Source organism: Solibacillus sp. FSL W7-1324, assembly GCF_038008025.1.
Classification (GTDB): Bacteria; Bacillota; Bacilli; order Bacillales_A; family Planococcaceae; genus Solibacillus.
The window spans coordinates 2,570,938-2,592,434 of the sequence record NZ_JBBOYH010000001.1 but is presented as its reverse complement, the minus strand read 5'-3'; the positions used below and the strand labels follow the sequence as shown (position 1 = coordinate 2,592,434).

The 21,497-nt window shown below is 38.0% G+C and carries 19 protein-coding genes; 15 read left to right on the top strand and 4 right to left on the bottom strand.

Translation table 11 applies throughout. From position 1 onward, the window contains the following. The first annotated feature begins 21 nt into the window (after positions 1-21). From accD to MKY71_RS12785, 5 genes are all read left to right on the top strand, one after another. Complete coding sequence (accD, locus tag MKY71_RS12805; protein WP_339172562.1) at positions 22-894, top strand: acetyl-CoA carboxylase, carboxyltransferase subunit beta; 873 nt, start codon at positions 22-24, stop codon at positions 892-894. Continuing rightward, entirely contained in the window at positions 887-1,843 is a 957-nt protein-coding gene (locus MKY71_RS12800) for an acetyl-CoA carboxylase carboxyltransferase subunit alpha (protein WP_339172560.1), read from the top strand. Before accD ends, MKY71_RS12800 begins: the two co-directional genes overlap by 8 nt. 155 nt (positions 1,844-1,998) lie before the next feature. Then, entirely contained in the window at positions 1,999-2,958 is a 960-nt protein-coding gene (gene pfkA, locus MKY71_RS12795) for a 6-phosphofructokinase (RefSeq protein WP_339172557.1), read from the top strand. A 28-nt stretch (positions 2,959-2,986) separates the two neighbouring features. Beyond that, complete coding sequence (pyk, locus tag MKY71_RS12790; protein ID WP_339172554.1) at positions 2,987-4,747, top strand: pyruvate kinase; 1,761 nt, start codon at positions 2,987-2,989, stop codon at positions 4,745-4,747. 142 nt (positions 4,748-4,889) lie between these two features. Continuing rightward, positions 4,890-5,279, top strand: a complete 390-nt coding sequence (locus MKY71_RS12785; RefSeq protein WP_340732858.1) for an FxsA family protein — start codon at positions 4,890-4,892, stop codon at positions 5,277-5,279. Here MKY71_RS12785 and MKY71_RS12780 read toward each other — a convergent pair. Then, a complete protein-coding gene (locus MKY71_RS12780) occupies positions 5,263-6,231 on the bottom strand; it encodes an AI-2E family transporter (protein ID WP_340732856.1) in 969 nt (322 codons plus the stop codon). The two genes, MKY71_RS12785 and MKY71_RS12780, sit on opposite strands and share 17 nt — an antisense overlap. A 263-nt stretch (positions 6,232-6,494) precedes the next feature. Between MKY71_RS12780 and citZ the strand changes: the two genes are divergently transcribed. The 3 genes from citZ to mdh all read left to right on the top strand — a co-directional run bounded on the left by citZ (position 6,495) and on the right by mdh (position 10,099). Next, complete coding sequence (gene citZ / locus MKY71_RS12775) at positions 6,495-7,610, top strand: citrate synthase (RefSeq protein WP_008407756.1); 1,116 nt, start codon at positions 6,495-6,497, stop codon at positions 7,608-7,610. Between the two features lie 79 nt (positions 7,611-7,689). Next, positions 7,690-8,952: an NADP-dependent isocitrate dehydrogenase gene (icd, locus tag MKY71_RS12770; protein WP_339172549.1), complete on the top strand. Its 1,263-nt coding sequence runs from the start codon at positions 7,690-7,692 to the stop codon at positions 8,950-8,952. A 208-nt stretch (positions 8,953-9,160) separates the two neighbouring features. Beyond that, a complete protein-coding gene (gene mdh, locus MKY71_RS12765; protein WP_340732852.1) occupies positions 9,161-10,099 on the top strand; it encodes a malate dehydrogenase in 939 nt (312 codons plus the stop codon). A 47-nt stretch (positions 10,100-10,146) separates the two neighbouring features. On the opposite strand, the gene MKY71_RS12760 is transcribed toward mdh, so the two are convergent. Genes MKY71_RS12760 through MKY71_RS12750 form a run of 3 tightly spaced genes read right to left on the bottom strand, consistent with a single transcriptional unit; the run spans position 10,147 to position 12,652 of the window. Next, positions 10,147-10,914 (bottom strand): ABC transporter permease subunit, encoded by a 768-nt coding sequence (locus MKY71_RS12760; RefSeq protein ID WP_339172545.1) that lies wholly within the window; start codon positions 10,912-10,914, stop codon positions 10,147-10,149. A gap of 12 nt (positions 10,915-10,926) precedes the next feature. After that, positions 10,927-11,865, bottom strand: coding sequence for a sulfonate ABC transporter substrate-binding protein (locus MKY71_RS12755; protein WP_340732851.1), 939 nt, complete (start codon positions 11,863-11,865; stop codon positions 10,927-10,929). Positions 11,866-11,878: 13 nt separating this feature from the next. Beyond that, positions 11,879-12,652 carry an ATP-binding cassette domain-containing protein gene (locus tag MKY71_RS12750; RefSeq protein ID WP_340732850.1) on the bottom strand — a complete coding sequence of 258 codons (774 nt, stop codon included), beginning with the start codon at positions 12,650-12,652 and terminating at the stop codon, positions 11,879-11,881. A 363-nt stretch (positions 12,653-13,015) separates the two neighbouring features. On the opposite strand from MKY71_RS12750, the gene MKY71_RS12745 reads away from it, so the two are divergent. The 7 genes from MKY71_RS12745 to MKY71_RS12715 all read left to right on the top strand — a co-directional run bounded on the left by MKY71_RS12745 (position 13,016) and on the right by MKY71_RS12715 (position 21,313). Continuing rightward, a complete protein-coding gene (locus MKY71_RS12745) occupies positions 13,016-13,726 on the top strand; it encodes a response regulator transcription factor (RefSeq protein WP_339172539.1) in 711 nt (236 codons plus the stop codon). After that, the gene (gene pnpS, locus MKY71_RS12740; protein ID WP_340732847.1) at positions 13,726-15,264 is read left to right on the top strand and encodes a two-component system histidine kinase PnpS; all 1,539 of its coding nucleotides are present in this window, start codon (positions 13,726-13,728) and stop codon (positions 15,262-15,264) included. Before MKY71_RS12745 ends, pnpS begins: the two co-directional genes overlap by 1 nt. Positions 15,265-15,531: 267 nt before the next feature. Continuing rightward, positions 15,532-16,503: an FtsH protease activity modulator HflK gene (gene hflK, locus MKY71_RS12735; protein WP_339172534.1), complete on the top strand. Its 972-nt coding sequence runs from the start codon at positions 15,532-15,534 to the stop codon at positions 16,501-16,503. Continuing rightward, on the top strand, positions 16,500-17,573 hold the full coding sequence (gene hflC, locus MKY71_RS12730; protein ID WP_339172531.1) for a protease modulator HflC: 1,074 nt from the start codon (positions 16,500-16,502) through the stop codon (positions 17,571-17,573). Before hflK ends, hflC begins: the two co-directional genes overlap by 4 nt. Before the next feature lie 167 nt (positions 17,574-17,740). After that, positions 17,741-18,181 carry a DNA polymerase I gene (locus MKY71_RS12725; RefSeq protein ID WP_340732844.1) on the top strand — a complete coding sequence of 147 codons (441 nt, stop codon included), beginning with the start codon at positions 17,741-17,743 and terminating at the stop codon, positions 18,179-18,181. A gap of 241 nt (positions 18,182-18,422) precedes the next feature. Further along, complete coding sequence (locus MKY71_RS12720; RefSeq protein ID WP_340732842.1) at positions 18,423-19,574, top strand: ATP-grasp domain-containing protein; 1,152 nt, start codon at positions 18,423-18,425, stop codon at positions 19,572-19,574. 56 nt (positions 19,575-19,630) lie between these two features. After that, positions 19,631-21,313: a methyl-accepting chemotaxis protein gene (locus MKY71_RS12715; protein WP_339172525.1), complete on the top strand. Its 1,683-nt coding sequence runs from the start codon at positions 19,631-19,633 to the stop codon at positions 21,311-21,313. Positions 21,314-21,497: the final 184 nt, after the last annotated feature.

Below are 21,497 nucleotides of genomic sequence, written 5' to 3'. Positions count from 1 at the left end.
TAAAGATAAAGGGGGATTACGATGGCGATTCGTGATTTATTTACAATTAGTCGTAAAAAAAATACTGATAATATTACTAGAAAAGAAGATGAAAAATCTTTTCCGGAAGGCATCGTGACAAAATGTCCTAAATGTAAAACAATTCATGTCACAAAGGAACTCGAGAAGAACTTAAAAGTATGCGCAAAATGCCAACATCATTTTACTTTGAATGCCAATGAAAGAATTGCCTGTTTTTTAGATGAAGGTTCTTTTGTTTCAATGGACGATCATTTACAAACTACAAATCCGTTAAACTTTCCTGCCTATGTGGAAAAAGTGGAAGCGGATATGAAGAAGACAGGGCTGAACGAAGCGGTATTAACAGGTGTCGGTGCATTAAAAGGGATGCAGGTCGTTGTTGCAGTGATGGATTCGCACTTCCGTATGGGGTCAATGGGTTCGGTTGTAGGTGAAAAAATTACACGTGCTGTAGAAAAGGCAACAGAATTGAGAGTGCCGTTCATTATCTTTACGGCAAGTGGCGGTGCGCGAATGCAAGAAGGGGTATTGTCATTAATGCAAATGGCAAAAACGAGTGTTGCTTTAAAACGCCATAGTGAGGAAGGCTTACTCTATATTTCAATTTTGACGCATCCGACTACTGGTGGTGTATCCGCAAGTTTTGCATCGATCGGCGATTATAATATTGCGGAGCCTCAAAGTCTGATTGGATTTGCGGGACGTCGTGTAATAGAACAAACGGTACGTGAAAAGTTACCGGATGATTTCCAGACAGCAGAATTTTTATTAGATCATGGACAGCTTGATGCAATTTTTAACCGGACAGAAATGCGTGATAAAATTGCAACAATCGTTAAGCTGCATGTACAGGGGGGCGTATCGCATGTCTAAATTAATGGCATTTGAAGAACCGGTTGTAAAACTTCGCGAAAAAATTGTAGAGCTGAAAACAATTGCCACGGAAGCGGATGTAGATATGACTGGGGAAATTGACAAGCTGGAAACTCGCTTACAGGAACTTGAAAAAAGCGTTTATGCAAATATGGAGCCTTGGCACCGTGTGCAAGTAGCCCGTCATGCGGATCGTCCAACAACACTGGAATATATTGAACGTATTTTTGAAGATTTTATCGAAGTGCATGGGGATCGTACATTTAAAGATGATGCAGCGATTGTCGGCGGGATTGCCTCATTCAATGGTCAGCCGATTACGATAATTGGCCATCAGCGCGGGAAAACAACTAAGGAAAATATCCGCCGCAATTTCGGTATGCCCCATCCTGAAGGATACCGGAAGGCATTGCGTTTAATGAAACAGGCAGAGAAATTCAAACGCCCGATTATTTGCTTTATCGATACGAAAGGTGCGTATCCTGGTAAAGCAGCTGAAGAACGCGGTCAAAGTGAAGCGATTGCCCGGAATTTGTTTGAAATGGCCGGAATTCGGGTACCGATTGTTAGTATTGTAATTGGTGAAGGTGGAAGTGGTGGTGCACTTGCACTTGGGGTTGCAAATAAGATTCTGATGCTTGAAAACTCGACGTATTCAGTAATTTCTCCTGAAGGCGCTGCATCAATTTTATGGAAAGATGCAAGCTATGCTAAAGAAGCAGCGGAAGCAATGAAAATTACAGCCCTTGATCTAAAACAGCTTAAAGTAATTGATGGGATTATCCCGGAAGTTGCCGGTGGTGCCCATAAGGATATTGAACAGCAGGCGATTTTTATGAAAGAATATCTTACAACTATTTTAGATGAATTAAATAACGAAAACCCAGATCAATTAGTTGAAAATCGTTATATGAAATTTAAAAATATTGGACAGTATATAGAACAATAAGGTTGTTTTATAACAGTAGTATACTTCGAAGAATGCGTGTGAGCGCATTCTTCATTTTTTTCAAAAGCTTTACAATTTGTTTTCTAGAATAGTTACATATGAGCGTATTTTCTGTTAATGTGGTTAGTAACAGCGTAATAGGAGGAAAAGGTCGTATGAAGAAGATTGCGGTTTTAACGAGTGGTGGAGACGCACCAGGGATGAATGCTGTTATTCGTGCAGTCGTTCGTAAAGCGAGTTTTCACAATGTTGATGTTGTCGGGGTATATCATGGTTATGAAGGTCTCTATAACGGGAACTTCGAGCTTTTAGATATTGGTTCTGTTGGCGATATTATTCAACGAGGCGGTACGAAACTGTATTCAGCACGTTTCCCTGAATTTAAGCAGGATGATATTCAAAATAGAGCGATCGAACGCATGAAAGAAGAGGGGATCGAAGGGTTAGTTGTCATAGGCGGAGATGGTACTTATCGTGGAGCCATGCAATTATCTGATAAAGGATTCCCGTGTGTGGGCATTCCCGGTACAATCGACAATGACGTACCTGGTACAGAATATACGATTGGCTTTGATACGGCACTTAATACAGTAGTCGAATCAATCGATAAAATCCGTGACACGGCAACAAGTCATGAAAATACGTTTGTTATTGAAGTAATGGGCCGCGATGCAGGAGACATTGCTCTTTGGGCAGGATTGGCCGCAGGTGCGGAATCGATTTTAATACCTGAAGAATCGTACGAGCTGGATGATATTGTAAAACGTCTTGAGCGTGGGGCAGCCCGCGGAAAGCGCCATAGTATTATTATTGTAGCTGAAGGTGTAATGAATGGGCATAAACTTGCGCAGCTTCTGGAGGAACGTACAGGAATTAAAATTCGTACATCTGTATTAGGTCATATACAGCGAGGAGGATCTCCATCTGCTCGGGACCGTGTGTTAGCAGGCCGATTTGGTGCAAGAGCGGTAGAGCTATTGTTGGAAAACAAAGGTGGAAGAGCAGTTGGCGTGAAAAATCACGCTATAATCGATTATGATTTAAGAAAAGCATTTGAAACTAAGCACCAAGCAGACTTAAGTCTGTATACATTATCAAAAGAGCTTTCAATTTAAAGTGCATAAAAACGGAGATGACAAAACTATGAGAAAAACTAAAATTGTTTGTACTATTGGACCAGCTAGTGAATCACCAGAAATGTTAGAAAAGTTAATTGATGCAGGGATGAATGTTGCCCGCTTAAACTTCTCACACGGAAATCATGAAGAACATGCAAACCGTATTGCTTCAATTCGTGAAGCAGCAGAACGCATGAAAAAACCGGTTGGAATTTTATTGGACACAAAAGGACCTGAAATCAGAACACACTCAATGGAAAATGGTGAGTTGCATTTAGTAACAGGGCAAGTAATCGATATTTCGATGACAGAAGTTTTAGGGAATGAATCACGTTTCTCCATCACATATGATCAGCTGATTGAAGACGTAGACCAAAACGATATTATCTTATTGGATGACGGCTTAATCGAATTGCGTGTACTTGCGAAAGATACAGAACAAGGGTTAATTCATACAATCGTTGAAAACGCCGGTATTTTAAAGAATAAAAAAGGTGTGAACGTACCAGGCGTTTCTGTGAAATTACCTGGTATTACAGAAAAAGATGCTGCGGATATTTTATTCGGTATTGAGCAGGGCATCGATTTCATCGCCGCTTCATTTGTTCGTACAGCAAAAGATGTCCTAGAAATTCGTGAGCTGTTGGAACAAAATGGTGGAAGCCACATTCAAATTATTCCTAAAATCGAAAACCAGGAAGGCGTTGACAACATCGATGAAATTATCGAAGTGTCAGACGGTTTAATGGTAGCGCGTGGGGACTTAGGTGTAGAAATTCCTGCAGAAGAAGTACCGTTAGTACAAAAATCATTGATCAAAAAATGTAACCAAGTCGGCAAGCCTGTTATTACAGCTACACAAATGCTTGACTCAATGCAGCGCAACCCTCGTCCGACTCGTGCGGAAGCATCAGACGTTGCGAATGCTATTATGGATGGTACAGATGCAATCATGCTTTCAGGTGAAACGGCAGCAGGACTTTATCCGGTAGAATCTGTAGCGACAATGAACAAAATTGCAATCCGTACGGAAAATGCTTTGGATTACCGAGCGATTGTTTCGGCACGAAGCCGTGAAAAAGAAGCAAACATGACAGAAGCGATTTCCCAGGCAGTTGCCTATACTTCGATTAACCTTGGTGTTAAAGCAGTATTAGCTCCAACTGAAAGCGGAAATACGGCAAGAATGATTGCAAAATATCGACCAGGTGTATCAATTATTGCGGTTACAAGTCAGCCAAATGTCGCTCAGAAATTGACATTAGTATGGGGCGTGAAACCAATTTTAACGCAACGTGTTTCTACAACGGATGAGATTTTAGAGTTATCTGTTGATGAAGCGCTAAAACATGAATTTGTCAGCCATGGAGATGTAGTTGTAATTACTGCTGGTCTTCCGGTTGGTGAAGCGGGTACGACGAACTTAATGAAAGTACATGTAATTGGTGACTTATTGGCACGTGGACAAGGTATCGGTAAACTATCTGTTGTTGGTAATGCGATTATTGCTAACAATGCATCAGAAGCATTAGCTTACGATACTGAAGGCGCAATTATTGTAACAGTAGGCTCTGACCGTGAAATGATGCCGGCAATCGAAAAATGCGCAGGTATTATTACAGAAGAAGGCGGATTAACATCCCATGCTGCTGTAGTCGGCTTAAGCTTGGGAATTCCTGTAATTGTCGGTGTAAAAGAAGCAACGACTCTAATTCAGCACGGACAGGAAATCACAATGGATGCCGAAACGGGTGTCATTTATAAAGGCCATGCCAGCGTTCTTTAAGAGTAATAACAGTTAAATATAATTTAGTAAAGCAAAACCACCATTTCTTACAATGAGAATGGTGGTTTGTTTTATGTTATAAGCTCTTTTGAAACTTTTTCTTCACTGTTTCGTATAAAATAGTAGAAGAGGGGGTTCATAAATGAAAAAAATTTTATTTGGATTACTCGCACTCGTATTTGCCGAAATTGCGGTATTTATCGTAATTGGAAACGCGATCGGTGTTTTCTATACATTATTATTAATCACTTTCACATCCATAGCAGGAGTGTTAATCGCCAAAAAACGCGGAACAAAATCTATACAGGATATTCAAAAAAGCATGAAACAAGGTCAGCCACCAGCAGTACCGGTCATTGAAACATTTATGATTTTTATTGGCGGAATTCTGTTGGCATTACCGGGTTTCATTACGGATATTTTTGGATTATTATTTGTATCAGGCATTACACGAAACTTATTTAAACCGGTCATCTTCTATTTTTTAAGTAAAAAAATGAAGAGGGGACAAGTTGTTATTTTGCAAAAATAGCATGTTGTTTCACTTTAATGGCAATCATCAATAATATTGGACTGAGGATGATTCCATAAAAACCGAATAATAAAACTGAGGCAGCGCTGATCAGAAATGTGTGGATCATACGTAAATGTAACGTATGCGACCAGAGCATTGATTCAGTTAGCTGCCTTATCATTTGGACAATAAAGTACAGTACGAGAATAGCAATGCCCATGACCGGTTCATTTACAATAAAATAATAAATCGAAACGGGAATAAGGAAAATTCCGATTCCTAAAAAAGGCAGGCAGTCTGCAAAAGCGATTAAAAAGGCTTTAATAACAAATGCTTCAAACTTCAAAAAGTAAAACCCTATACATAACAGAATGAATGTCAGCGTAAACAATTGCATTTCGACTACGATAAAGCGGCCGATAAGCTCCATTCCTTTTTGAAAGTAGCGGGCCCATGTAGTGCGATACGCTTTCGGAATATAAGCGAAAAACCATAACCGGTTTTTATAGCTTTCCATCAAGGCGAAGTAGAATGTCACAATAAAAATGAAAAATTCAAATATAGACTGAAAACTATTCTTTATAAAATTGATCGTGTAGAACAGCAAGTCCCTTATTAAACTTTGAAGTTTTTCAACAATAAACGGAAGTAGCGGATGTTTCATATAGGTGCTGTCCAAAGACAAAAGTGTTGACTGCAGCTGAGGGAGAATGGTGATAAAACTGTGAATGATGAGCAGGATAACCGAGATGACAACAGAAATTAGAAATACGGAAAGTATAATGACGACGAGAAAGAAGGGCAGTCTGAATTGTTGCTTGAAAAAGAGGAAAACGGGAAACAATAAATAAGCAAAAAACAGTCCGAAAATTATTGGCGGAATGAAATAAAAAAGTATGATATAAAGTAAGAGAACGATAATATTCCTACTTTTTACTAGCCATTGGTTTGTTTTATTTGTATAATCCATTTATCTCAACTCCTAATTAATACCTTTAATAACTCGTTACAAATTGTAAATTCTCTTTTTTGCACGAATTCTATCAGATATGTGGTTTTTTCCTAAAATCCTACTAATTCATTCACAAAGCCGTCAAAATTGATTATAATGAAATTTGTAAGCGATTTACTTATAGGTTCAATTGAGCAGAACGATATGAGTGTGCGACTTTTTAATAGAGTAAAAAGAAAGCACTTACAAAATTAATTTACTAAGTGAAGGAGCGATTTTTTATGTCAGCAACAAAAGGTTTAGAAGGTATCGTAGCAGCAGAATCGAAAATTTCTTCAATTATCGATGATACACTTACATATGTAGGGTATGGCATCGACGACCTAACTAACAATGCGACTTTTGAAGAAGTAGTATTCTTGTTATGGAACACGCGTTTACCAAACGCTGAAGAATTAGCTAACTTAAAAGAAGAACTAGCTAAAAATATGGAAATTCCAGCGGCAATCACAGATTTATTCAAATCTATGCCTTTAAACACAGTGCACCCAATGGCGGCACTTCGTACAGCTGTATCTATGTTAGGTGCATTTGACGAAGAAGCAGATGTTATGGAAGCTGAAGCAAACTACCGTAAAGCAATCCGTTTACAAGCAAAAATTGGTACTGTAGTAACTACTTTTGCTCGTGTACGTCAAGGTAAAGAACCAGTTGCTCCAAAACCAGAATTAGGTTATGCAGCAAACTTCTTATATATGCTGAAAGGTGAAGAACCAGCAGCAATCGAAATCGAAGCATTCGATAAAGCGTTAATTTTACACGCTGACCACGAATTAAACGCTTCTACATTCACTGCACGTGTATGTGTTGCAACATTATCAGATGTATACTCTGGTGTTACTTCTGCAATCGGCGCTTTAAAAGGCCCATTACACGGTGGTGCTAACGAGCAAGTTATGAAAATGTTAACTGAAATCGGTTCAATCGATAAAGTTGAATCTTGGGTTCAAAACAAATTAGATAACAAAGAAAAAATCATGGGCTTCGGTCACCGCGTTTACCGTAAAGGCGACCCACGTGCACCTCACTTACGTGTAATGTCTGAAAAGCTTACTAAATTAACAGGCAAACCAGAATTATACGATATGTCAGTAAAAATCCATGATATGATCGTTGAGCAAAAGAAATTACCTGCAAACGTAGATTTCTTCTCAGCATCAGTATATGATTCTTTAGGTATCGAGCATGACTTATTCACACCAATCTTCGCAGTATCTCGTACTTCAGGTTGGGTAGCGCACATTTTAGAGCAGTATGCAAACAACCGTTTAATCCGTCCACGTGCGGAGTATGTTGGTCCAGATATGCAAAAATACGTTCCAATTAACGAGCGCTAATTAAAAAAGTATGTTAAAATATCTGGGACTGTGATTTGACACAGTCCTAGATTTATGATTATTAGGAGGCAAATTTCCAATGACTAACAAAATCGTAGTAGAGAATGGTAAATTAAACGTTCCAAACAATCCTGTTATTCCTTTCATCGAGGGTGACGGTATCGGTCCAGATATCTGGGCAGCAGCATCTCGCGTAATTGACGCAGCTGTAGAAAAAGCTTACAACGGTGAAAAGAAAATCGAATGGTTAGAAGTATTAGCAGGTGAAAAAGCATTCAACCAAACTGGCGAATGGTTACCAGCTGAAACTTTAGAAAAAATCAACGAATATTTAATCGCTATTAAAGGTCCTTTAACAACTCCAATCGGCGGCGGTATCCGCTCTCTAAACGTAGCATTACGTCAAGAGTTGGATTTATATGTTTGCTTACGTCCAGTACGTCACTTTGACGGTGTTCCTTCACCAGTTAAACGTCCAGAAGATGTTGACATGGTAATCTTCCGTGAAAACACAGAAGATATCTATGCTGGTATCGAGTACAAAGCTGGTTCTGACGAGCAAAAGAAATTATTAAACTTCTTACAAAACGAATTAGGCGTTAACAAAATTCGCTTCCCAGAAACTTCTGGTTTAGGTATTAAACCTGTATCTAAAGAAGGTACTGAACGTTTAGTACGCTCTGCAATCGAGTACGCTATTTCTCACAACCGTCCATCAGTAACTTTAGTACACAAAGGTAATATCATGAAATTCACTGAAGGTGGATTCAAACAATGGGGTTACGATGTAGCTGAAGCTGAATTCGGCGACAAAGTATTCACTTGGAACCAATACGATGCAATCAAAGCTGAGCAAGGCGAAGCTGCTGCTAACGAAGCACAATCTAAAGCTGTTGCAGAAGGCAAAATCATCGTAAAAGATTCTATCGCTGATATCTTCTTACAACAAATCTTAACTCGTCCTAACGAGTTCGACGTAGTAGCAACTATGAACTTAAACGGTGACTACATCTCTGACGCATTAGCTGCTCAAGTTGGTGGTATCGGTATCGCTCCAGGTGCTAACATTAACTACTTAACTGGTCACGCTATTTTCGAAGCTACTCACGGTACTGCACCTAAGTATGCTGGACAAGATAAAGTAAACCCATCTTCAGTATTATTATCAGGCGTATTAATGCTTGAGCACTTAGGATGGCAAGAAGCTGCGGACTTAATTACTAAATCAGTAGAGAAAACAATCTCTTCTAAATATGTAACTTATGACTTCGCACGTTTAATGGATGGCGCTACAGAAGTTAAATGTTCTGAATTCGCTACAAAATTAATCGAAAACTTCTAATTAAAAGTTTTACACATTTGCCTATTTATGTGAAATTATGAACAAATTGTTTAATAATGAATAATATTGTTATATAATTTACATTATTGGAAATAGTTTACTTTTAATACTTGTATATGTTAAAAAGGGAGAGAACATTATGTTTTCTCCCTTTTTTTGTATATAATTTTCTTGTGTACAGATAATTACGATGAAGGAGTGGTTCTAGGTGACATTAAAACGTAAAAAAATCTCAGTTATTGGTAGTGGATTTACAGGTGCAACCGCAGCATTTTTAGCCGCGCAGAAAGAATTAGGCGATGTAGTAATTATTGATCTTCCATCAGCGGAAAATCCTACGAAGGGGAAAGCATTGGACATGTGGGAAGCAGCGCCCGTACAAGGTTTTGATTCTTATGTAAAAGGCTCTTCCGACTATGAGGATACAGCAAACTCGGATGTCGTTTTAATAACTGCGGGTGTTGCCCGTAAACCAGGAATGAGTCGTGACGATTTAGTTCAGATTAATCAGGGTGTGATGAAAGCTGTTGCAACGGAAATAGCCCGTACCTCACCTGATGCAACAATCATCGTACTCACAAACCCAGTTGATGCGATGACTTATACGGTCTTTAAAGAATCCGGCTTTCCGAAACATCGAGTTATCGGACAATCCGGGGTATTGGATACTGCCCGTTTCCGTGCTTTTATTGCCGAGGAACTGAATGTATCGGTAAAAGATATATCTGCTCTTGTATTAGGCGGCCACGGGGATACAATGGTGCCTTTAACACGGTATGCTTCTGTAGGCGGCGTTCCTTTACAAAGCTTAATCCCTGCCCAACGTTTAGAGGAAATCGTGCAGCGTACCCGTGTTGGTGGCGGTGAAATCGTAAGTCTTTTAGGGAATGGTTCAGCTTATTATGCACCTGCTGCGGCAATGGTGGAAATGGCAGAAGCCATTTTAAAAGATCAGAAACGAGTATTGCCGGCTATAGCTTATTTAGAGGGCGAGTATGGATATGATGGGATATACTTAGGTGTGCCGACATTATTGGGAGCTGGCGGTATCGAGAAAATATTCGAACTTGAGCTGACAGCAGATGAAAAGACAGCGCTAGATCTATCTGCAGATGCTGTTAAAGATGTAATGAAAGCACTGAAATAACGAAAAAAGGGCATTTCGGCTGTATACACCGAAGCCCTTTTTTATTTTTACTGGTACACAGGATTCCATTTTAATAATTTTTTCTCTAACAGTTTTGCAATGGAATCGGCAATTTTACCTAAAATAGCATATAAAATAATGGCTAACACAACGATATCAAGTTGCATATATTCACGGGCATTCATCGACATATAGCCGATTCCTGAACTTGCCGCAACGGTTTCTGCAACAATTAATGTGAGCCACATAATTCCTAAAGAGTAACGGATACCAACTAAAATGGATGGCATAGCACCTAAAATAATCACTTTAAAAAACAGTTTGTATTTCGAAAGATTATAAATTTTTCCCATTTCGATTAACCGTGGATCAACATTGCGGATGCCATGGTATGTATTGACGTAAATCGGGAAAAACACGCTGATGGCTACTAAGAAAATTTTTCCTTCTTCCCCAACACCAAACCAAATAATCACTAATGGGATGAGTGCCAAATTCGGAATATTACGCAGCATTTGAATAGTTGTATCCAAATAACGCTGTGCAAAAGGGACGATCCCATTTAAAATTCCGATTACAAATGCGATACTCCCGCCAATCAGGAACCCGATTAGAGCACGCGTCGTACTAATTTGAAGGTGATCAAACAGAACACCGGAAACTGCTTGTTCATAGCCTGCTTTTACTACATCGGAAGGGGCAGGCAAAATGGTATTGGCAAGGATACCTGTTTTGTTCGATATTTCCCATACGACAATAATCAAAATAGGAATAATCCACGGCTCAATCAAATGGAACCATTTTTTCTTCTTCATTTTATTCACCTCTTATGGTTTCCAAATATAATTTTCAAGATCTTCTACAAGATTCGTTGTTAATCCGATGTCATAAAGATCTTCATTTAATCGTTGCAAATCTGCCTCTGCAGCTTCGTCAATATAAGTAGCGACAGATGAGCGGCGGGCTAAGCTTGTTACCCAAATATCTGCTTCGATACCTGTATTTTCTTCAAGAATTTCGGCTGCATCACTTGAATCAGCATCAATTGCTTCACCGACTTTAGATAACTCCTCCACGTAGGCTACGACTGCATCCTTATTGGATTCAATAAATTTATCAGATGCATAGTAGAAACTGCGGTGTTCCACAATGCCTTCTGCTGTAGCTAAAATTTTATTGCCTTTACTTTCTGAGACCGTCATATACGGATCCCAAGTTACCCAGGCATCAACCTCACCGTTTTGAAATGCAATTGTCGCATCTGCAGGGCTTAAAATAACAGATTCTACATCATCCAATGTCAGATCTACTGTTTCCAGAGCAGTAACTAATAAATATTCGGAGATGGAAGCTTTATTGTACGCAATTTTCTTCCCTTTCAATTGTTCGATTGATTGAATAGATCCATCATTCTTTACTAAAATCCCTTCCATTTGTGGAGATGGTTCTTCACCAGCGATGTACTTGAATTTCATTCCTTTTGATAATGCCATCATTGATGGGGCATCACTTGCATTGGCAAAATCGATCGCTCCGGAGTTTAAGGCTTCCATAATTGAACTTCCTGTATTGAATTCTGACCATTCCACTGAATAGCCTAGTTCCTTTAAACGTGATTCCAGTTCGCCATTCGCTTTTAATAGTAAGGTTGTGCCGTTTTTCTGATAACCGATTCGAACTTTCTTATTTTCGGCATTTGATGAGGAGCACCCGACTAAAATAATCGATAAAGTTAAAAGTAAAAAGACAGATAATAGTTTTTTCATTTGTAATACCTCCTTAAATAATCGCTTGTAATTCATTTTGTTTGATTGGTGTTGCTGTTTTTGGTTGCTGTCCTAATAGATGCTGAAGCAAGGTTTCCTCGAGCTCGGCAAATTGCGGATTTGAACGGGTTCTTGGACGAGGAAGTTTTACCGGCAAATCTAAAGCAACGTTCCCGTCTTCGATTAAAATAATTCGATCTGCCAATGCAATTGCTTCTGCCACATCATGTGTCACGAGCAATGATGTGTACTTTTGTTTTAACCACAATTGTTCAATAAGATTTTGCATTTCCAGTCGTGTCAATGCATCCAAGGCACCAAGCGGTTCATCCAATAACAATAGTCTTGGCTGTGCACTAAGCGCACGGGCTAAAGCAACCCGTTGTTTTTGGCCTCCTGAAAGTACATGTGGCCACTCTTTTGAGCGGTCTTCTAAACCTACATGTTCAAGTGATTTTAATGCGATCGGTTTCCAATCCTTTTTCAGCTCAGTGCCAACCCCTACATTTTCAAGTACAGACAGCCATGGGAGTAGACGATCTTCCTGGAACATAACGCGAACACCTGAAAAGTCTTCCTGTTGAATGCCATCCTTTAGAGAGTCTCCGGCAGTTTTCTGTTCTAAATTTGCAATAATACGAAGAAGTGTACTTTTTCCGCATCCGCTTTTTCCGACGATTGCCACGAATTGTCCTGCGGGAATGGTTAAATTAATATCCTTTAAAACTTGTTTTTCACCAAAACTTTTTGTTAAATTTACTAACTCAATATTGATTCCATTTGTCATGGAAGCACCTACTTTCCGTTAAAATACTTAACATATTGATTTACTCGGAATTGTTGTTAAAAAAATTTCCCCCTGCCTGACAACAAAGGTACAACAACAATTTTTCTAAATGTTACCATAATAATAAATATTCAGTCAATAGTAAAAATTATTTTACCTATCGAATTAATAAGGATTAAAGATTTAATTAAGTATACACGGGTAATGGATACCTGAATAGAGGAATAATTGTACTTTTCAAAAAAAGTTGTTACTATGAGGATAGTGATCTAATCAGTTCATATTTACGAATTAGTTGATAGCCATCCACTGGAAGATTGATTTTGAGATGGGGGTTTCAAATCGATTTTGGAGGAATTTACAATGGTTAAAACGGTTTTAGTAGTAGAAGATGAAATGCCAATTGCAACATTATTAAAATATAATTTGGAGCAAGCAGGTTTTGATGTGCTGTTGGCCCATGATGGTCAAGCTGGCCTTGATACAGCAGTGGAACAAGCACCGGATCTGATCTTATTGGATTTAATGCTTCCGAAACTTGATGGTGTTGAAGTGTGTAAAGAATTAAGACGTTTGCGCATCAATATCCCGATTATTATGTTGACTGCGAGAGACGATGAATTTGATAAAGTATTAGGTTTAGAGCTCGGTGCGGATGATTATATGACAAAGCCATTCAGCCCGCGTGAAGTAATCGCTCGAGTGAAGGCTGTGCTGCGACGTTTTTCTGGACCGGTTGTAGAAGAAACAGTTGAATCGGGTGAAGTTGTCTATTCATTCGGTAACTTGAAAGTTTTCCCTGAGCGATTTGAAGCATTTATTGATGAAGAGGCTTTGGAGTTCACACCAAAGGAATTTGAGTTGCTAGTATATCTGCTTAAAAATAAAAACCGTGTTTTAACACGTGATCAGCTGCTGAGTGCCGTATGGAACTATGATTTTGCCGGTGATACTCGAATCGTAGACGTACATATTAGTCATCTAAGGGATAAAATTGAAGAAAATAGCCGTAAACCACTGTTTATTAAAACAATCCGTGGTTTAGGTTATAAATTTGAGGAGCCAAAAAAATAATGAACGCAATGAAAAATCGTTTGTTTTATTCGTTTATTTTAGTAATTGGATCAAGTTTAGCTGTTCTAGGATTGTTCATAGGGCAGCTTTTTCCTTTTTTCGCCGATGAATTTGTTCATGAAGCAACAAAGGATTCCGAGAAGCAATTGGAGCAAGTAATCGTTCAGGAGCAGATTGAACTTACGGAAACCCAGAAAGAGGCCATTATTGGTACTTATGAAATTAATCGACATACAGAAGACTTACAACGTACAAAACAAAAAATTTATCTCATTATTGCCGCTTTATTAGTGGGCGGTTTAGTAATTATGAGTTTTATGGCATACCGGGTTGTCAGCAATTTCATTACACCGATTATGAATATTACAAAAACCGCTAGAGAACTCTCGAAAGGTAATTACCGTGCCCGTGCTTTTGCGAATGGACCGAATACGATTGTTGAGTTAAGAAATTCGATTAATATTTTGGCCCGTAATTTACAGGATATTACGAAAACAAGAGCGATTGAAGAAGAACGTTTGAAAACATTAATTGAAAATATGGGCAGTGCATTAATGATGATTGACCGTGAAGGGAATATCTCGATTGTAAACAGGAAATTCCAGACGTTGTTCGAGCTGCCGAAAGAGAAGCTTATTGGCAAGAATTTTATGATGCTCGGATTGCCGAAAGAGCTTGAAAAGTTTATTGATCATGTGTTTTTGACGGAATTACCCTATCGTCAGCAGCTTGAAATGGAAATCGCGAATGAAGAATATTATGAGCAAGTTTACGGAGCACCGGTTGTTGGTGAACATGGACGCTGGCTAGGTGTCGTAATTGTTATGCATGATATAAGTGAACTTGTGCGATTGGAGCAGATTCGAAAAGATTTCGTAGCGAATGTTTCGCATGAACTTCGGACACCGATTACATCGATTAAAGGATTTTCAGAGACGCTTCTGGATGGGGCATTTAAAGATGAGCAGATGCTGTTGTCATTTTTAACGATAATTTATGATGAAAGCAATCGGATTCAGGTACTCGTCAATGATTTGCTCGAGCTATCCAAAATTGAGCGACACGGTTTTACACTTGATGTAGTGCCGACAAAGCTGCAGGATATTTTAGTTCGGGTTGTTGATCTGACAAGTGCGCAATTGGAAAATAAAAATATGCAGTTTAATGTGGAGATAGAGCAGGATGCGGTCATTTTAGGCGATGTAAATCGTTTAATGCAAATTTTCACGAATCTCATTAATAATGCCATTGCCTATTCGAAAGAAGAAACAACCGTTACGCTGCGAATTAGTGCCAATGAACGATACGGGATATTTGAAGTGAAAGATGAAGGAATCGGAATTGAAAAAGCGGAAATTTCCCGTATTTTTGAGCGGTTTTACAGGGTAGACCGTGCACGCAGCCGAAATTCCGGGGGCACAGGTCTTGGGTTGTCTATCGTAAAACATTTAATTGAAGCGCATAACGGAAAAATCATAGTTGAAAGCGAAATTGGAAAAGGGACAAGTATTAAAGTGTTTTTACCATTGAAAGATTAAAAATTTAACAGTAAATTTACAAAACATTCAATTGAACTTTAAATTGCAGTGTTATAGTTCTTAATAGAAACCCCCGTTTCTAAAAGAAGGTAATGCTTAGCAAGAAATTAAATATTATATTGAAGAAACTGCGCAAAAAGTAAATAGCTTTCTGCGCAGTTTTTTGTGTTTTAAATTTCTGAAAGCTCATTTTGAAAAAATATGAAACTTTTACAATTCATTACCCGTAGAATAAGGGGAAATTGAAAAGTAAGGAGGCTTTATACGATGAGTGTAAAAAGAACATTAATGTGGGTAGCATTAATTCTATTGGCTGTCGTAGCTATTATTGTTGTGACGACATCCTGGTATACAGTAGATGAATCGGAACAGGCAGTAGTAATTACATTTGGTCAAGCGGATGAGACAATACAAGATTCAGGACTTCATTTTAAATTGCCATGGCCAATACAGTCTGTAGAGATTTTATCAAAAGAGACATACAGTTTACAGTTCGGTTATAAGCAAAACCCGGACGGTACGGTGGAAGCATTCGATAAAGAAACAAAAATGATTACAGGTGATGAAAATATTGTTTTAACAGACCTTGTAGTTCAATGGCGTATTGTTGAGCCAAAAAAATATTTATTTAGTTCACAGGAGCCGCGAACGATTTTACATAATGCGACTTCCAGTGCGATTCGTTCAATCATTGGCAGCTCAACGATCGATGAGGCATTAACGGATGGGAAAGCGGATATTGAAGCAGAAACACGTGAATTGCTCGTATCATTAATCGATAAGTACGACATCGGTATTGGGGTTTTAGGAGTAAAGCTTCAAGATGTAGAAGTACCGAATGAAGAAGTACGTGCTGCATTTACGGACGTTACCGATGCACGGGAGACAAAAAATACAAAGATTAACGAAGCGGAAAAATATGAAAACCAGCGTGTGAGTGAAGCGGTTGGTGAAGCAGCGGCAATCCTTTCAAAAGCGGAAGGGGAAAAAGCTTCACGTATCGAGCAAGCGACAGGTGAAGTAGCGCTCTTTAATCAGCTTTATGATGAATACCGCCTGAATAAGGATATTACACGTGAACGATTAGTGCTCGAAACATTGGAGGCAGTTTTACCGAATGCCCAAATTTATATTATGAATGATGATGGCAGTGGTACGATGAAGTACTTGCCGATTCAGCCAATGCAAACGACACCTCCTTCTACAGAAGAGAAAAAAGAAGGGAGCAAAAATGAATGAGTAACAACAAAAATAATTTTGATGGCGATTTAGATGAGTTTGTGAAAAAACTATTCGGCAACAAAAAAGGATCGAAAGAAGTAAAGGAAGTACCAAAAGCAAACGATCCGGATCAACAAGTAAATAACGGCGAAACAAAAGCAAAAAAAGCACCTACGCCATTAAAGAAAGATAAAAAGCCGGTAAATGTAAAGCAATGGGTATCTTCTGTGATTGTATTAACTGTTGTATTTGCTGCATTAATTATCGTATTTGCGAATCTGTATATTGTAAAAGAAAATGAATATAAAGTAGTTCGCCAGTTCGGGGAAGTAGTGAAGTACGAAAGTAAACCGGGACTTCATATGAAAATTCCATTCATTCAAAGTGTGACAACTCTTCCAAGCAATTTAATGACACATGATATGACGGAAGAAGAAATCAGTACGAAAGATAAAAAGCGAATTATTATTGATAACTATACGGTTTGGCGTGTAACAGATCCAAAGGCTTTAATTTCAAATGCCGGTCAGTTGCTGAATGCGGAAAGTCGTATGGAGGAGTTCATTTATTCGGCACTTCGTACAGAGTTCGGTCAGACGGAATACGGTGATATTATTAATGAAAAAGATTCAAAGCGCGGGAATATTAACGACCGTGTTACGCAACGTGTCAATGAGCTAATTGATTCTGCGAATTTCGGTATTGAAGTAATTGATGTGCGTATTCGCCGTACGGATTTACCGGAAGAAAACGAGCAATCTGTTTATACAAGAATGGTTTCGGAACGTCAATCGATTGCGCAAAAGTATCTGTCTGAAGGGGATGCGGAAAAGCGCAGTAAAGAGGCAAAAACGGATCAGGAAGTACAGGTAACACTTGCGAAAGCAAATAAAGAAGCCTCTGTCATCCGTGCAGAAGGGGAAGCACAGGCTGCTCAAATCTATAATGCAGCTTACTCGAAAGATCCGGAATTCTACAGTCTATTCAGAACGTTAGAATCATACAAGAAAACAATCGGGAATGAGACGATGATTATTATTCCGTCAGACTCGCCGTATGCTAAACTGTTATCCGGTCAATTGGATTAAATATAGTAAGCCATTTGGAATACAATCATTCCGAATGGCTTTTCTTTGTGTGGAGAAATTTACATTATTTAACTTCATTAAATTTTCAAATTATATTATTGGAAACTATTATTTTACTGTTATACTATAGTATAGTTAGTTCATTCATATAGGGGGAGTGGCGAAGTTTGAGTAAAGTAATACAAAATAGTTTAATTGCATTTATTATGGCAACATCTGTAACGGCGCTTTTTTATCAATCCAATATTAATTTCGTGAAAGTGGAAATTTTTCATATACCAATTTTATTTATTGCTATTTTAGTATTAAGCTTGTTTATTGCAGAAGATGTACGGGATTCGTTCAAGAAAGTACTATGGTTCGAAAAACGTGAAGATAAGCGTCCGATCTGGCAAGTGGGTATTGGTATGATCTTTTACTTCACACAGATTGGATTCGTGGAAGTATTTGCGCGCGGTTTAATGCAATACGATTTAGGCGGCATGCCGATGTATGTGATCATTCCATTTTTAAATGCCTTTTTATTAACGGTTATTTTTGAAGAGATTTTTTATAAAGAAGAAAAAAACAATGTACATGCTGTGAAATTCAAAAATAAAATAAAATAGAGATATATAGAACGCGCAGGAATTTATCCTGCGCGTTTTTTTTGCATTATAGCAAGATTATTAATAAAAATTGAAAATAAATAGGAAAATTTGAATTAATGTGTATAATATAACAAGTGTAGTATTTTGTGCATATAGTAAAATAATTTTTTTAGGGTACAAATGCTTATGTATTCAGAAAAATTAGGTAATAATGCGCTTTGTTTGAATAGTATTCCATACATATAAGGAAGTGAAAATTTTGATTCTATTAGATACAGCTTATGTTTCACCGCTTTTAGCAGAAACATTGATTGAAAAAAAAGTAAAGGTTTTGGATATTCAACAACAGTTGATTCTAAATCACAAATCACAAGCTGAGCAAAATCTTGAGAAAGTATTTCAACAAGAGGATTTAATTATCATGAATTCCGAAGAAGCTGTTCAGATTCTAAATGAATATTATGCAGAATCACATGTAACAAAAACAGCGAATTTATTTAAAAACAAATTTGCATTCAGAAAGCGTTTAGCTGAGAGTTATCCTGATTTCTTCTTTTTAGAAACTACTTCAGTTGAATTAGGACAACTTGATCTATCCTCACTACCTTATCCGATCATCTTTAAGCCAACTGTCGGATATTCAAGTGTTGGGGTTTACCGAGTAGAGAATGCACAAGAATTCCAAAGGATAATCGAGACGATGGAATGGAGTGAAAACGATTCAAAGGATGTTTTGGGTAGCGATTCCTTTATCATTGAAAGTTATATTGAGGGGCAGGAATTTGCAATCGATCTATTCTTTGATGAAAACAATGAACCGGTTGTGCTTAATTTATTTGCGCGTATGTTCAAAGACGAAAAAGATATGAGTGATCGTATTTATTATACGAGCAAGCAAGTGCTGCAAAATTACTTAGCTCCGATTACCGAGTATCTGCAAGGACTTGGGGAAATCTTCAATTTACGCAAAATGCCGCTACACATAGAACTGCGCATGGATGATGAAGGAACAATCGTCCCGATTGAAGTAAATCCATTACGCTTTGCAGGAGCAGGTACGACAGAATTGGGAAGTTTCGCATATGGGGTTAACTCGTACGACTATTTTTTCGAACAGAAAAAACCGGATTGGGCTGACTTAATCAATGCAATGGACAATCGAATTTATAGTTTTACTTGTGCCGAGTTTGAAGGTGAGATAAAGGTTGATGATGAGTTTGTAATACACCATGAATTATTGCAACAACAATTCCACCATATTTTAGAATATCGTCATATTCCGCATGGGCAGGGTGCAACGTTTGCTGTTATTTTCTTTAGCAGTGAATCACTGGCACAAAATGACCATATTTTAACGCTGGACTTTATGGAGTTTGTAGAAAAAAAAGAATATTTGCATGTAAATAACTAAATTTGGGGGGACGCTTGGTGGAAACAATTTAATTTTTGTTTTCAAGAGCAATATAAATGTTAAAGAAATTTAATTCAGTAAAAACTAGGATTTTATTAGGAATTTTAGTACCGATTATTTTATTAAGTATAGTTTTTAGTTCAATTTTATTTTTAGTTTCGAGCAACCTGATTAATAACCAGATCATTCCGCAGCACAACCAAAATTTATTGATGAGTATGGATAAATTCAATACGCTATTTGACCCAGGTATTGTGAATGATGCTAAGAAAAACAAGGCTTCATATGAAAAATTACAGGAAGCCACAACCGATTTTCAAAATGAGTTTGATTTGGAAAATGCCTATATTATGAGTAAAGTCGATGGAGAGGAAGTTATTTTGGTATTGGGGAATTCGGATGATTACCTGACACCGCTTGCTTTTACAGAAGACCAGACAGCGGCACTCTCCACAACGGACATAGTGGCGAGCGATATTTATGAAGATGATTATGGAAAACATCAATCAACCTTCCTTCAAATTCCGGGGACGGACTCTGTTCTAGGATTGGATGCCGATGCGGATTTTATTGATGAATTGAATCAATTGTTAATTACAATTATTGTAGCTTCCCTGCTTGTTGCATTGATTATAGGATCAATTATAGCGGTGATCGTATCTAAAAAAATCGTAAATCCTTTAAATCAGCTTTTAAACCACACTGAAGTTGTGGCACATGGTGATTTATCAAAACAATTGGAAGTTTCCAGTCATGACGAAATTGGGCATTTAACATCTAGCTTCTCGGATATGCAATCCCAGTTGAGAGAGACGATCTATCATGTAAATGACACATCCGAGCATGTTGAGGAAAGCTCTTCGATATTAAAAGAAACAATCGAACAGTTAACCATTACATCGAATCAGGTATCGGGCGCAATTCAGGAAATTGCTTCAAGCACTGAGATGATTACAGAAGGTGCTGTACAGAACCGGGAGGCAGTGGAACAGATTGCATTCAAAATTGCAGAAATTTCCAATGTTACAAAATTAGTAGCACAAGAGGCGATCGATACTAATAATGTCGCAACAGAAGGAAAAGAAGTTATTCATAAATCTGTTGCAGGAATCGAAACAATCAATGAAACAGCGAAAATGTCACTATTGAAAACAGAGCAAATGAATAGCCGTTCTTTAGAAGTTGGTCAAATCACGAAAATTATTTCAAGTATTTCAGATCAGATCAACCTACTTGCTTTAAATGCGGCAATCGAAGCGGCAAGAGCAGGGGAATACGGAAAAGGCTTCGCAGTAGTAGCGGATGAGGTTCGTTCATTGGCAGAACAATCGGCGAATTCGGCAAGCGATATTACGACATTGATTAACGAAATGCAAAAAGATTCAAATGAATCCGTTATTGCCATTAATAGTGTAGTAACTAAAATCGAGCAGGAAAGTGCGACGATCTATTCGGCTGTTGAAACATTTAATACGATTTCCAAATTAGTGGATAATATGAAAAATGAAATTCAAAATGTAACAGATGCATTCCAAGGCATTGTAACGGACTCTAATCAGGTACTTGAAACAACGGACGTAACCGTTCAGTCATTGGAACAATCCAATGAGCATTCTCAAAGCATTGCTGCATCAATTGAAGAACAGACAGCATCGACTGAAGAAATGCTTAGCATCGCACATGAATTGAATGAAATGATTATTAAGTTAAAAGGCCAAATTAATCACTTCAAAATATAAAGATATTCTTTAGTTGTTTAAATAACTTCTAAACTAAATGAACTTAATTCAATGATGGAAAAATCCGGATTATGCGATAATGCATTGATCTGGATTTTTTCTTTATCTTTATGTCCAGCTTATTTGTGGCGAATAAGAATTTTATTGGAGAAGAATTTGCGTTAATGTTGGCAATTCAATGCAA

Bases quoted from the DNA above. Each gene is read 5' to 3' on its own strand.
- accD (WP_339172562.1), top strand. From the start codon at position 22: ATGGCGATTCGTGATTTATTTACAATTAGTCGTAAAAAAAATACTGAT.
- MKY71_RS12800 (WP_339172560.1), top strand. From the start codon at position 887: ATGTCTAAATTAATGGCATTTGAAGAACCGGTTGTAAAACTTCGCGAA.
- pfkA (WP_339172557.1), top strand. From the start codon at position 1,999: ATGAAGAAGATTGCGGTTTTAACGAGTGGTGGAGACGCACCAGGGATG.
- pyk (WP_339172554.1), top strand. From the start codon at position 2,987: ATGAGAAAAACTAAAATTGTTTGTACTATTGGACCAGCTAGTGAATCA.
- MKY71_RS12785 (WP_340732858.1), top strand. From the start codon at position 4,890: ATGAAAAAAATTTTATTTGGATTACTCGCACTCGTATTTGCCGAAATT.
- MKY71_RS12780 (WP_340732856.1), bottom strand. From the start codon at position 6,231: ATGGATTATACAAATAAAACAAACCAATGGCTAGTAAAAAGTAGGAAT.
- citZ (WP_008407756.1), top strand. From the start codon at position 6,495: ATGTCAGCAACAAAAGGTTTAGAAGGTATCGTAGCAGCAGAATCGAAA.
- icd (WP_339172549.1), top strand. From the start codon at position 7,690: ATGACTAACAAAATCGTAGTAGAGAATGGTAAATTAAACGTTCCAAAC.
- MKY71_RS12760 (WP_339172545.1), bottom strand. From the start codon at position 10,914: ATGAAGAAGAAAAAATGGTTCCATTTGATTGAGCCGTGGATTATTCCT.
- MKY71_RS12755 (WP_340732851.1), bottom strand. From the start codon at position 11,865: ATGAAAAAACTATTATCTGTCTTTTTACTTTTAACTTTATCGATTATT.
- MKY71_RS12750 (WP_340732850.1), bottom strand. From the start codon at position 12,652: ATGACAAATGGAATCAATATTGAGTTAGTAAATTTAACAAAAAGTTTT.
- MKY71_RS12745 (WP_339172539.1), top strand. From the start codon at position 13,016: ATGGTTAAAACGGTTTTAGTAGTAGAAGATGAAATGCCAATTGCAACA.
- pnpS (WP_340732847.1), top strand. From the start codon at position 13,726: ATGAACGCAATGAAAAATCGTTTGTTTTATTCGTTTATTTTAGTAATT.
- hflK (WP_339172534.1), top strand. From the start codon at position 15,532: ATGAGTGTAAAAAGAACATTAATGTGGGTAGCATTAATTCTATTGGCT.
- hflC (WP_339172531.1), top strand. From the start codon at position 16,500: ATGAGTAACAACAAAAATAATTTTGATGGCGATTTAGATGAGTTTGTG.
- MKY71_RS12715 (WP_339172525.1), top strand. From the start codon at position 19,631: ATGTTAAAGAAATTTAATTCAGTAAAAACTAGGATTTTATTAGGAATT.